The 13,628-nt window shown below is 69.6% G+C and carries 6 protein-coding genes; 4 read left to right on the forward strand and 2 right to left on the reverse strand.

Annotated features, from left to right (window positions below; genetic code table 11):
• Positions 1-45: 45 nt before the first annotated feature.
• Positions 46-3,549 carry a DNRLRE domain-containing protein gene (locus AB0N31_RS06955; RefSeq protein ID WP_366057314.1) on the reverse strand — a complete coding sequence of 1,168 codons (3,504 nt, stop codon included), beginning with the start codon at positions 3,547-3,549 and terminating at the stop codon, positions 46-48.
• A gap of 505 nt (positions 3,550-4,054) precedes the next feature.
• Between AB0N31_RS06955 and AB0N31_RS06960 the strand changes: the two genes are divergently transcribed.
• From AB0N31_RS06960 to AB0N31_RS06970, 3 genes are all read left to right on the forward strand, one after another.
• Positions 4,055-11,776 carry a ricin-type beta-trefoil lectin domain protein gene (locus AB0N31_RS06960; protein ID WP_366057315.1) on the forward strand — a complete coding sequence of 2,574 codons (7,722 nt, stop codon included), beginning with the start codon at positions 4,055-4,057 and terminating at the stop codon, positions 11,774-11,776.
• 127 nt (positions 11,777-11,903) lie between these two features.
• Complete coding sequence (locus AB0N31_RS06965; RefSeq protein WP_366057316.1) at positions 11,904-12,332, forward strand: hypothetical protein; 429 nt, start codon at positions 11,904-11,906, stop codon at positions 12,330-12,332.
• 29 nt (positions 12,333-12,361) lie between these two features.
• Complete coding sequence (locus tag AB0N31_RS06970; protein WP_366057317.1) at positions 12,362-13,009, forward strand: hypothetical protein; 648 nt, start codon at positions 12,362-12,364, stop codon at positions 13,007-13,009.
• Here the strand turns inward: AB0N31_RS06970 and AB0N31_RS06975 are convergent.
• The gene (locus AB0N31_RS06975; RefSeq protein WP_366057318.1) at positions 12,996-13,196 is read right to left on the reverse strand and encodes a DUF397 domain-containing protein; all 201 of its coding nucleotides are present in this window, start codon (positions 13,194-13,196) and stop codon (positions 12,996-12,998) included. The genes AB0N31_RS06970 and AB0N31_RS06975 overlap by 14 nt on opposite strands.
• 160 nt (positions 13,197-13,356) lie before the next feature.
• On the opposite strand from AB0N31_RS06975, the gene AB0N31_RS06980 reads away from it, so the two are divergent.
• A complete protein-coding gene (locus AB0N31_RS06980; RefSeq protein ID WP_366057319.1) occupies positions 13,357-13,554 on the forward strand; it encodes a hypothetical protein in 198 nt (65 codons plus the stop codon).
• Positions 13,555-13,628: the final 74 nt, after the last annotated feature.

The raw sequence follows: 13,628 nt of genomic DNA on the forward strand, positions 1-13,628 counted from the left end.
CGGGCGGACTGCCCGACCGGGTGGGCCGGTGGTGCGGTCCCGAGGTCAGCCGAACGTCAGCTTGGTCGTGGCCCAGGCGCTGTCCCCGCTGATCACCGCCGTTCCCGTGCCGATCGTCGCCGCGCCGCCCTTGTAGAAGCAGATGCTTCCGGCGCTCGACAGGGCCCAGATGTCGGGGATGCCGTCCTGGGTGACGTCGGGGGTGCCGCGCAGGTGGGTGACGGGCACGGTGGCCGTCGACCAGCCCTCGGCGTAGACCTCGTCGGCGCCCGTCCTGGAAGCCGCCGCCGTGGACAGCGAGGCGATGGTGGAGCCGCCCGCGCCGTCCTTGACGCCGAACCGCAGGTAGAGGCGGCTGGAGGAACCGGAGCGCCACAACAGGTCCGGGGCGCCGTCGTTGTCGTGGTCGCCGACCGAGACGAGGTCCCGGTCGAGCCATGCCGTGGAGGCGATCTTGGTGACCGTCAGGAAGGTGGCCCCGGTGTAACCCTCGAACGCCCACAGCTCGCCGCCGGTGGCGGTGGCGAACAGGTCGGGGCGGCCGTCGGCGTCGTAGTCGCCCACGACGATCTGGTCGAACGTCGCCGGGTCGGGCGAGCCGGACGGCAGCCGGACGGTGCTGCGCCGGGAGATGTCGACGCTGCCGTAGCCGTCGCCGGGGTACACGTAGAGCTTGCCGTCGGGCATGCGGGCGAACAGGTCGCCGACACCGTCGGCCGCGAGCGCGTCACCGGCGTGCGCGATCAGCGCGGGCTTGCCGTCGCCGCCCATCCAGTAGCCGGGCAGGTGGTCCTCGCCGTCACGGTCCGGGTCGGAGAGCAGGCCGACGCCGTCGTCATGGCCGGCCTCCAGCCCGACGTGCAGGTCACCGGTGGTGGTGGACGGGTACATCAGCAGGTTGCCGTTGGAGCTGATCGCGTACAGGTCCGGGATGCCGTCGCCCGTGGTGTCGCCCGGCTTGTCGGCCGCGTCGCGCGGGGTGACGTAGAACAGGTACTTGGTGCCCAGCGACGGGTTGCCCGAGCTGTCCACGGCCCGCACGTAGAGCATGTTGGGTCCCGCCGTGGGCGGCGGCAGCGACACGGTGGCCGAGGAACCCGCGGTGACCGTCTTGCTGCTGGTGTAGCTCGTGGTGTTGAAGGCCCACTCGAACTTGGTGACGTCGGTGTCCTCGTCCGGCGCGAACGTGAAGTTGCCGGACGAGCCGAACTTCACCGTCGACCACACCGAGCCGTCCTCGTCGGCCGGCGGGAAGGCGGTGGACGTCACGATCGGCTCGTTGGGCTTGGAGCTGTCGAAGATGAACCGGCACACGTAGGGATCGGAGGTCGGCGCGTACGGTGAGGCGGCCCCGCTGGAGTCGATCGCGCGCACCCGCCAGGAGTACTGGTAGCCGTTGGTGAACTTGTCCTTGGTGACGACGGCCGAGGCCTTGCCGGTGCTGGTGACCGCGACGTTCTTGTCGAGGATCTTGTTGTCGCCGTAGCCGGTCCGCCACAGCTCGAAGTCCAGGTACTCCAGGTCCTGCCGGGTGGAGGTGTCGTCGGCGTCGGAGGAGACCGCCGACAGCGTCAGGTCGCGCTTGCCGATGTGGATGTACGGCGTGGTGCGGTCGCAGCCGCCGCCGGGGGACTGCGCGAGCGAACTCGGCGTCTTCGGCTTGCGGTTGTAGACGAGGGTGAGCTTGGGCGCGCTGTCGCCCTCGGCCCGGAACTTCTTCCAGGAGTACGCGGAGTCCTCGGTGGTGGCGCGCAGCCCGATCGTCATCGAGTACCAGCCGCCGTCCGCCGCGTCCTGGGCGACCGACTTGGCGTCGTAGCTGACGTAGGAGTCCGGACAGGACGAGTTGTAGCCGTACGAGAAGGACTTGGTGCCGATCTCCGACTTCCAGTCCGGCTGGTTGTTCCAGGTGGTCTTGGAGGAGATGCCCCCGGTCAGCCACACCTGCATCTCGCGCGCGGAGCAGGACCAGGAGTACGTCTCGCGCAGTTTGATGGAGGCCGAGGAGACGTGGGCGCCCTTGATGCTGGTGGACCAGCCCAGGCGGAAGAAGGACCGGGACAGGCCCCAGGTGGTCGACTCGAAGCCGACCCGCGCCTCGGTGGTGCCGCTGTTGTAGTTGGCGCCGTCGTAGAAGCTGGAGCTGGGGTACTTCTTGTACGCCGTGGTCCAGTTCTTCGTCTTGCCGTAGATCGTGGGGTCGATGAAGACCGGGTAGACGGTGTCGTCATCGGTGAGCAGTCCGGCGTCCGGGACCAGGGACAGCCCGGTGGCGGCGGCGCCGGGCGCGGTCAGTTTCGCGTCGGCGGCGGCGAGGTGGGTGCCGGGGTCGGGGCCGGCGAGTCCGGGCAGCGCGAACACCTGCTCGTCCGAGAGGGCGGCGGCGTCGCGGTACGCGGCCTGCCGGAGGACGGCGGGGTCGGCGTCCGGGGAGTCGCGGAAGACGGCCGGACCGGCGGTTCCGGTGCCCGCGGTCCCGGCGGCCGGCTCCTCCGCCGCGTCCGGCGCGGCCGACTCCTGCGGAGCGTCCGTGTCGAGGCCGTCCTCGGGGGCGGCCTTCTCCTCGGGGGCGGGGGCGCCGGGCTCCTCCGAGTAGGAGGGGGTGGGCTCCGGGCTCTCCACCGGCTCGGGGTCCGCGCCCTCGGTGACGGCCGTGCGGCCCGCCGAATCCCACAGGTAGGGCGTGGGGGAGACGGCGATCTCCTGGCCGTCGCGGTCCCTGCCGCTGACGACCTTGGTGACCGGGTCGAGGTGGAAGGTCAGGTCCGGCGAGGACAGGCCGTAGGACAGCCCGGAGACGCCCGCTTCCTTCCCCGCCTGCGCGCTGTGCACGATCAGGACGTGGCTGAAGCCGCTGGCCTGGGCGGTCAGCATCAGGTCGACGCCGGCGAACACGTTCCGGTACAGGGCGCTCGACCCGCTGACCACCGGCTCGGGCAGTGCGCCCGGCCAGCTCAGCGTGATCTCGTGGCCGCCGCTGGTCATGGTCGCCAGCTCGGTGTACCCCTCGGTGGCATCGGCGGCGCGTACGGCCCGTCCGCCGCGCGCGACGGTGAAGACGGCCGGCTGGACGGTCCTCGCACCGCGGCCGGAGGCGGCGGCCCCGCGTGCACCGGTGCCGGGGGTGGCGTCGCCGCCCGCCGAGAACACCACGGGGTCCACCGCCGCCCTGGGCGCCCACCCGCCCCCGGCCGTCTCGGCCAGCGTCGTGTCGACGGGCTTCCAGACCCCGTTCACCCGGGCCCGCACCGGCGCGCCGTGGGCGACGAGTTCGAAGCTGCCGTCGGGGCGCGCGTAGGTCGTGGACGTCTCGTCGCGCAGCGCGGTCACCTCGACGCGCTTGCCGGTGGCGGCGGCCTTCTCCTGGGCGGTGTCCTGGGTGAGGGGGCCGGTGGCGGCCTGCTTCGTCCCGGCGGGAGAGTCCGCGGGGCCCGGATCGTCGAACAGGGGAACGGCGAGCAGCCCGACGCCGAGCGCGCCGGCGACCAGGGTGCCCACCCCTGCCCGTCTGCGCCCGGACGCGGGCAGGCCGAAGCGACGACGTTGCATGGTACTGCGTCCCCTCCCCCTGGAATTCCGGAGTGCCCGGAATTCTGTGTGCTCCCTGAGCCGTCCGCCGTGTTCCTTTCGGAAGTCGGGGAAAGCGAGCACAGAGCATGGCCGATGCGAAGCGGGTTGCGCCACATCGCTCGATCCACTTTGCCTTTCCGTGACCTTGCGCAGTGAGCGAAGCGTCCCGCCGGTTCGTCTCAAGGGTGGGGCTGACCAGCGGGTTCACTTCCAGGTCAGGTCGGACCAAAAGATCACAAGGTGCCCTCGCCCGGCGGATGATTACCCTCCGTTTGACATGATCTTGGTCGGGATAAACCCTCCGGAATGCATTTATCGCTAGCCGTGTGAATTGCTCGCGTGACCTAGATCACCAGCCTTATTCGACTTGTTGACTTTCTGTGAACATGTGCCCGAGCATTCGTGATCGTCAATGGACGGAACTGTGTTCGCGGGGGCTGCCGCTGTGTGGGGATCGCTGTCATGGAGCGGCAGGAGGGGGCGCGTGAGCACGCGTGCCGACCGTCGCAGGCAGGCGCGGATACGGGCCGGCGTCGTCGGCTCGCTCGTGGTGGCGCTGATGGTGGGCGTCGCGCCCACCGCGTCGGCGCTGCCGCCGGGAGACGACCGCAGCGGCGTCGACCTCGTCGACCTCCCGCCCGTCGAGCAGGCGGACGGCGAGGAGGGCGGCAAGCTCGCCGAACTCACCACGGCCGAGGCCGAGCAGCCGGTCGAGTACGAGCCGACCGACGTCACGGCACCGGTCGGCGGCACCGTCACCAAGGACCTCACCGGTCTCGCCCCCGGCACCCTGGTCCCGCTCGACCAGGCCGACGGCACCGCGCTGCCCGTCGAGGTCGGCGCACCGGAGACGGCCACCTCCACCGAGGCCGCCGCCCTGGAGGGCGAGTGGCAGGTCTCCCTCGCCGGCCAGACCGAGCTGTCCACCACCGCGATCGAGGGCGTGGCCCTCACGGTCACCCCGCCCGCCGAGGCCAGCGGCGACGCCGTCATCGCCCTCGACTACAGCGACTTCTCCGAGCTGTACGGCGCCAACTGGGCCGACCGGCTGTCGTTCGTGCAGTACCCGGCGTGCTTCCTGACCACCCCGGACACCGCGGGCTGCGCCGAGCCGACCGAGGTCTCCACCGACAACGTGGTCGCCCAGACCGGCACCGACGCCGACGGCAAGCCCGTCTACGAGCGCCGCATCCTGGCGACCGTCGCCACCGAGGACCTGGCGGCGGGCGGCACCGGCACGGCGTCGACGGCCTCCACCGCCTCCGCCGTCGAGCAGGGCGCGGTCACCGACGCGGTCTACCGCGAGCCGAAGGCCGGCGGCGGCACCCGCCTGGCCTCCCTGGCCGCCGCGACCGCCGACGGCTCCGGCTCCTCCGTCCTCCTCGCCACCGACTCCGGCTCCGGATCCAAGGGCGACTTCGGTGCGACCCCGCTGGTCAGCGCCGGTTCCTGGTCCGCCGGCGGCAACTCCGGCGCCTTCACGTACTCGTACACGCTGCAGACCCCGAGCGTCCCCGGCGGCCCGTCCCCGTCGGTGTCCTTCGGCTACAACTCGCAGGTCGTGGACGGCCGCACGTCCGCCTCGAACAACCAGCCCTCCTGGATCGGCGACGGCTGGGAGTACAACGCGGGCTCCATCACCCGCACATACACCTCCTGCCGCGACGACCAGACGAACGGCAACAACACCAAGAAGACCAGCGACCTCTGCTTCGGCTCGTACAACGCCACACTCACGCTCGGCGGCACGACGACCGAACTGGTCCTGCCCGACGGCAGCGGTCCGTACGGCGACAAGTGGGTCACCGCCAACGGCGACGGCTCGCGCGTCGAACTGCTGCGCGACAGCACGCTCGGCAACGGCGACGCCGACGGCGAGTACTGGCGGGTCACCACCCGCGACGGCACCCAGTACTACTTCGGCAAGCACAAGCTGGCCGCCGACTGGGCGAGCGGCGACCCGGTGACGAACTCGGTGTTCGCCGCGCCCGTCGCCGGCAACCAGGACGGCGAACCCTGCTACAAGGCGGGCGACTTCGCCGGCTCCTTCTGCGACCAGGCCTGGCGCTGGAACCTCGACTACGTCGTCGACACCAACGGCAACGCCATGACGCTGTGGTGGGCGAAGGAGACCAACCACTACGCCCGCAACAACAAGTACAAGACGCCCGTCGCCTACGACCGCGGCGGCTACCTCAAGCGCATCGAGTACGGCCTGACCTCGGCCGACCCGTACGCCACCCCGATCTCCAAGGTCACCTTCGACGTCGACGAGCGCTGCTTCAAGGAAGGCGAGATCGCCTGCACGTCGGAGGGCGACGACAACGACAACTTCGCCTCCGGCGACTTCGCCAGGAACCGCATCTGGTACGACACCCCGGCCGACCTGTACTGCGCCGCCGGCAAGGAGTGCTACGTCCCCGTCCCCACCTTCTGGTCGCGCAAGCGGCTCGCCCAGGTGACCACGTGGACGCAGCGCACCCAGGGCTCCACCGAGCTGACCAAGCTGGACAGCTGGACGCTCCAGCAGTCCCTGCCCGCCGACCTCACCGACGAGGGCACGGCCCTGTGGCTGGAGTCGATCACCCGCACCGGCTACGGCACCGACGGCGAGGCCATCGCGCTGAACCCGGTGGAGTTCCTCGCCAACAGCGTCTCGATGCCCAACCGCGTCAAGCGCGGCACGAGCGACCCCAACCCGGCCTTCGACCGGCTGCGCATCGCCCGCGTCGTCAGCGAGTACGGCGGCGAGACCGTCGTCACCTACAGGACCGACGCCTGCAAGGTCGACGGCGCGTTCCCCAAGCCCGAATCGAACGTCGGCCTGTGCTTCCCGGCGTACTGGAACGCGGACCCCGACAAGGAGACCATCGACTGGTTCCACAAGTACGTCGTCGACAAGGTCCAGGAACAGCCCGCCCTCAACGGCCTCGACCCGATCACCACGACGTACGACTACCTCGGTGACGCCGCCTGGGCCCTGAACCAGGCCGAGTTCTCCAAGAAGAAGACACGCACCTACGACCAGTGGCGCGGCTTCGCCAGAGTCCGCACCTACACCGGCGACGACAGCGACACCCCGTACATGTCCACCAGGCGGGGCATGACGGAGACCCGCTTCTTCCGGGGCATGGACGGCGACCCGCTGCCCGGCGGCGGCACCCGCTCGGTCGTGGTGAAGGACTCCGAGGGCGCCACCGTCGCCACCGACGAGGAGCCCTTCGCCGGCCGCGTCGCAGAGTCCCTCACCTACGCCTCCGCCACCGCCTCCACCTGGCTGACCCGCACGGTCGACAAGCCCAAGGCGGTCAAGCTCGCGGCCCGCAGCCGCTCCGGCGGCATCCCCGACCTCAAGGCCTGGCGGGTCCTCACCCCCGAGTCCCTCACCTACACCCGCTCCTCCGGCGAGGGCACCGACAAGCGCACCGTGCGCGTCCTGCGCACGGTGACGGAGTACGAGGACACCTACGGCCTGCCGACCAAGGTCGACGAGTACAACGACTGGTCGTCGGACTCCACGGCGAACAACACCGACGACGACACCTGCACGGTCATGTCGTACGTCCACAACACCGCCAAGCACCTCATCGGCCTGCCCACGCAGACCCTGACCACCGCCGGCACCTGCGCGCAGGCGGCCACCGCGACCGCCGCCGACTGGATCGACGGCTCCCGCGTCGCCTACGACGGCCTCGCCTACCAGGCCGCCCCGACCACCGGCAACGCCACCGCCACCTGGGCCGTCACCGGCACCGGCGGCGGCTGGGTCAAGGACGCCGAGGTCACCTACGACTCCTACGGCCGCACGACGTCCACGAAGAACGCCCTGGCGATCGCGAACAACGAGGACTCGAAGGACGTCACGACCTACATCCCGGACACCGGGCAGGTCTACCGGATCACCACCACCAACGCGCTGAACCAGAGCGAGACCAGCACGCTGGAACCCGGCCGCGGCGTGGCCCTGACCGACGAGGACGTCAACGGCCGCGTCACCACCTACACCTACGACGCCCTCGGCCGCGCCACCCAGGTGTGGAACCCCAACCGCGCCACGTCCAAGTCCCCCTCGGCGAAGATCACCTACGACACCACCATCGGCCGGCCGGTCTCGATCACCACCGAGTCCCTCACCGACACCGGCGACTACGGCGTCTCCACCGTCATCTACGACGGCCTCGGCCGCGAACGCCAGAAGCAGGAACCGGCGGTCGGCGGCGGACGCCTCATCACCGACACCCTGTACAGCGCCAACGGCACCATCAAGCAGACCAACAACGCCTACTACGACAAGGACGACCCCTCCACCGTCCTGTTCGAGCTGGCCTCGGACTACCAGGTCCCCAACGCCACGCTCTACGCCTACGACGGCCTGGGCCGCACCCTCACCGAGACCCCGTACCTCAACGGCACCGAGGTCCCGACGAAGGCGACCCGCTACGAGTACGGCCTCGACAACTCCACGGTGGTCAACCCGCAGGGCGCCGCCGCCCAGCGCACCTGGTCCGACGCCATGGGCCGCACGGTCCGCGTCGACACCTTCACGGACGCGCTGCGGGCGGCGTACCGCTCGACGACGTACAAGTACGACGAGCGCGGCGACCAAGTGGAGGCGAAGGACTCGCAGGGCAACCTGTGGACCTGGAAGTTCGACGCCCGCGGCCGACGGATCGAGTCGGTGGACCCGGACACCGGCACGACCACGACGCGGTACGACCTCCTCAACCGTCCGGAACTGGTCACCGACGAGAACGCGGCCGTCTACACGGTCTACGACAAGCTGTCCCGTCCGATCGAGCAGCGTGAGAACTCCGCCACCGGCAAGCTGCTGGCTCAGGCCACCTACGACACGCTGATCGGCGGCGTCGGGCTCGCCACCTCGCAGACCCGCTACACGGACGGGCTGGCGTACACCACGGCGGTGACCGGCTACACGGCCGACTACCAGCCGACCGGTCAGAGGATCTCGATCCCCGAGTCGGTGGCACTCTCCTACGGCCTGCAGAAGGAGTACGCGTACAGCTACGAGTACTCGGCCTCGGGCCTGCTGGAGGCGGTCAACCTGCCGTCGGTGGGGACCCTCCCCGCCGAGAGGGTGGTGGTCCGCTACAACGAGGACGGCCTGCCGGTCTCGACCTCCGGCCTGGCCTGGTACACCGCGCAGACCTCCTACTCCCCGTACGGCCAGGTCCTGCGCACGGTCAGCGGCGAGAACCCCAACCGGGTCTGGACGACGAACCTGTTCGACGAGGCGACGGGTGAGCTGACCCGGAGCATCGTCGACCGCGAGTCGACCAGCGACACCACGGCCGTCACCGGCCACCGCGTCAACTCCCGCGCCTACGCCTACGACCCGGCCGGCAACGTCACGTCGATCGCGGACACCGCGAACTCGACGACCGACCGCCAGTGCTTCACCTACGACGCGCTGGGGCAGCTGAGCGAGGCGTGGACGGCTCCCGCGTCCTGCACGGCGACGGGCAAGACCACGGCGGCGCCGAAGTACTCGGACGGCACGACCAACGTCACGGCTGCGAACAGCGGTTACTGGCAGTCGTACACCTACGACGCGATGGGCAACCGCAAGAAGCTCGTCGAGCACGACCCCGGTCTGGACATCACCAAGGACGCCACGACCGACTACGTCTACGGCAAGGCGGACGGCACCCAGCCGCACACGCTGACCGGCATGTCCTCCACCTACAAGGCGGACTCCGGTGCCCAGGTCACCAAGGCGACGGCGCTGACGTACGACGACGCGGGCAACACGCTGACCCGCACGTACGACGGCTCCGAGCAGGCGCTTTCCTGGACCTGGGACGGCCAGGTCGAGAAGGTGACCGGTTTCGGCGAGAACGGCGCGGGCGCGTGGAAGGGCCTGGCGAACAAGTGCCTTGATCTGTCGAACAGTTCGACCACGGCGGGTACGGCCCTTCAGCTCTACACCTGCAACGGCAGCAAGGCGCAGAAGCTGCGCATCGACTCGGCTTCCTCGGCGGACCCGTCGACGGGCGCCCTGAAGATCCTCGGCAAGTGCGTCGTCCCGTCCGGCGGCGGCACGGCCAACGGCACCCTGGTCGTCCTCGCGGACTGCACGGGCGCCGCGGCCCAGCAGTGGACGGCGACCTCGACGGGCACCCTGAAGCACGTCTCGTCGGGCAGGTGCCTGGACGTGCCGAGCTCCAACTCGGCGGACGGCACGGACCTCCAGCTGTACACGTGCGACGGGTCGGCGAAGCAGTCGTGGGTGCCGGACAAGGAGACCAAGTACGTCTACGGCGGTGACGGATCACGCCTGATGGCGATCTCCGCCACCGAGCGCACGCTGTACCTCGGCGAGGCGACGATCTCGGTCAACGCGGCCGGCGGTCCCGCCTACACCGAGCGCTACTACTCCCAGCCGGGCGCCCCGACCGTGATGCGGCACGCGCAGGGCGCGGGCACGGCGGAACTGTCCGTCCAGGTCGCCGACCAGAACGGCACCGCGTACGTCAATGTGGCGCTGACGTCGGGCAACAAGGTCAAGTTCTCCAAGACGGATCCGTTCGGCGGGAAGCGGTCGGAGCCCGGTACCTGGCGTTCGCACCTGAGCTACGTGGGCGGCGACGACGACACGGGCAGCGGCCTGGTCCATCTGGGCGCGCGCGAGTACGACCCGACGACCGGCCGCTTCCTCTCCGCCGACCCGGTCCTCGACCTGGCCGACCCGGTCCAGATGAACGGCTACGTCTACTGCGAGAACAACCCGGTCACCTACGCAGACCCGTCCGGTCTGGCGTCGGAGGGCGGCAGCTCGGAGTACGGGGGTCCGTCGTCGTCCGAAGAGGCCGCGGCGAAGAAGACGCTGAACACCTCGGTGTCGGACATCATCCTGTCCATCGGCTGGGCGGCCCTGAAGGAGTTCGTCGGCTGGGACAGCGTCGTGGGCTGCTTCTCCCGCGGTGACGTCTGGGCGTGCGGTGATCTGTTCCTCAACGCCATTCCTTGGACGAAGGCGTACAAGGCCTTCGGCGTGGCCAAGGCGGCGTACCGGATCGCGAAGGCGATCAACGCCCTGATGAAGGCCAAGGAGAAGGCCCGCAAGGTCCTCGAACTGGCCCGCAAGGCCCGCGAGCTGGCCCGCAAGGCGGCCGCGGCCAAGAAGAAGGCCGCCGCGCTGGCGGCACAGCTGAAGAAGAAGGCCAAGGAAGCCGCCACCCGGCAGGCCAAGAAGGCCGCACAGAAAACCGGCAACGCGGTCCAGAAGGCGCGGAAGGCGGCGGCGAAGAAGTCGGAGCCGAAGCCACGGCAGGCGAAGGCGGCGAAGGACAAGGACGAGCCGTCCGGCGGTGGAGGGGGTGGCAGCTGCTCCAAGAAGGAGGCCAACAGTTTCGTCCCCGGCACCCTTGTCCTGATGGCCGACGGCACCGCCAAGCCGATCGAGGACGTAGAGAACGGCGACAAGGTCCTGGCGACCGACCCGGAGACCGGCGAGACCGCCGTCGAAACGGTCACCGCCGAGATCGTCGGCACGGGCGTCAAGCACCTGGTCAAGGTGACCATCGCGGTGGGCGACGGTACGACGACCGCCCAGGTGACCGCCACCGAGGGACACCCGTTCTGGGTTCCCGAACTGGGGGAGTGGGTCGATGCCACCGATCTGGAGTCGGGCGAGTGGCTGCGCACCAGCGCCGGCACCTACGTCCAGGTCACGGCGGTGGAGCGGTGGACGACCCGACGGGCCACGGTCCACAACCTCACCGTCAGCGACCTGCACACCTACTACGTGCTTGCGGGCGGGACCGCGGTCCTCGTCCACAACTGCGGAGCCCGTGTCGTCGACATGAACGGCAACGACATCGCCAACCCCGACCCGTTGGCAGCCCGTCTGCTCGAGCACACCAATACGGCGCTCGCCGAATGGGACGACGGAATCATTGGATACACCGAGGCCGATTTCAAGCGGATCGACCGGAACAAGAACCGGGCCAACACGATCATGGGAAACATCCTGGACAAGCGGGTCAAGGAGCTGGCCGATGCCGACCCTCAACTCAAGGATCTGTTCTCCACCCCTGGCGGTATGCCGGGCCCGGACTGGGTGAATACCGGAAAGAGTGTCTCAAGGATCGGCTGGTACGATCTCACGACAAGTCGCATGTGGGGTCAGCATGCTTTTGACTACGGGCCCAGATACGGTCCAGGAGTGGGAATCCTCTGGAGTTGACGCCCAGGCGTCAGGTGGGTAAATCCACCGTACTGGTACGGGTGGGCAGTCGGTCTTCCGTCGTCGCGGTCGGCCGACTGCCCGGTTCCTCCTCACTCAATGGCTGGAAGGCCTAGGGAAGTGCAGCATGAGCAGCATCGTCAGATTCTTCGTCGCGTCACCGACGGACGCGGCCGGTTCCCTGGCGCACGGACCCGGCGCGTCACTCCGGTCCGTTGATCTCGGAAATTTCGACGCAGAGGAGGCGCTGCTCGATTGGGAGGCGCATCTCACCGGCAGCACTTTCGACGACCTCCTCGACCGGAACATTCCTGAGATCCTCGCCGAGGAAGAGGACGGGGTGATCGTATTCCTCCTGTCGGCCGATCTGCTGGGAAAGCTGGCGTCCCTCTCGGATACCCAGATCGACGAAATGGCGAATTGGTGGTCGGGGAAGAAGGCGCAGGACGGGTTTCCGATCGACGTATCCGTTGCTCGGCAGATCCTTCAGGGTCTGATCCGTCTGATCCGCGAGGAGAGGTCGCCGGAGCAGCACGTCTACTGCTGGACGGCATGACGGATGATGATTCGAGCGGAGAGGTGGGCATGCGTCGGTCACGGGTAGGCGCGGTGCTGGTCCTGTGTGCGCTGTCGTCGGCATGTGCCGCGGCGGGCGACAGCGGTGGCGGCAGCACGGACGGTCTGCTGAAGCCCACCGCTCAGCCGGGTGCGACGACGCGTGCGGGCGGGCCGGGCAGTGCGGCGCTGGTGGCCGGGGACGCCGACGGCTTCACGGTGTCCACTGCGGCAGACCGCCACAAGGTGCGGGTGACGGAGAACGCCTGTGCCCCGCTGGCCCAGGCCCTGTCCGGCACGCCCGTCGGCAAGCCGGTGTCCACGGTCGTGCGGGAGGCGTCCGGCGGGGGCGCCACGGTCACCGTGGTCCTCGCCGAGTACGCCTCTGACCAGGCCCAAACGGCGATGGACGCCGTCGGCACGGCCCTCGACGAGTGCGCGGCCGGCTTCACGGCGACGGTCGACGGCGTGGAACACAGGCTCGGCAAGGTCGCCCCGGAACTCGCCCCCGAGGGCACCGACCAGGCGATGGGCCTGGGCGCCACGGTGGAGCGGGCCGGCGGGAAGACCCCGGCCAAGGCCGTGATCCTCCGCTCCGGCGACACGGTGGCGTACCTCAGCGGCACGCCGTCGATCCCGGCCGCACTCCTGGACGCCCAGCTCGTCAAACTGCGCTGACGGTCACGCCCGCGCGTATGCCCTTCAGGAGATGCGCGAGGGCGACGGGGGAGGTGGTGAGAGCGGTGGCGGGGGTGTCGCTCTCGCGGAGGTGGACGTGGGTGGGGGAGGCGGCGAGTTCGACGCAGGCGTTGCCTTCGGCGCCTCCCGAGTACGTCGACTTCTGCCAGTGCAGTGCCTCAACCATGGGGACGCCTCACAGTTCCTTCGACAGGCGGTGGACGAAGTCGCGGGACGCGCAAGGGTCGAGCGTCGCCTCCTCCACCTTACGGAAAAGCGTTCGAAGCGTTTTCAGCTGGGGTTCCGCGTCGATGAACGCCGTGCCGGTCGCTCCCTCCCGTAGTCCGGTGTCGAGTTACGAGGAGAGCGTGCGGGTGAGCCTGGAGCGGTCGGTGATCCTGCGGCTCTTCTTCTGGCGGGGGATCGACGTGTCGGGGTCTGTCCTGCGGAGGCTGCAGGAGACCGACGACCTGGCGCAGTTGAAGGACTGGCGGGAGCGCGCCTGTCACGTCGCCACACCCGAGGACCTCTTCGCCGCCGGGTGAGGCCTGCGCGGGTGCACCGCCTCCACCCGGACCCCGCCATGTGTACGGGGCCGGACCCCGACACCCACGCGGAA

Source organism: Streptomyces sp. NPDC051051 (assembly GCF_040682975.1).
GTDB lineage: Bacteria > Actinomycetota > Actinomycetes > Streptomycetales > Streptomycetaceae > Streptomyces.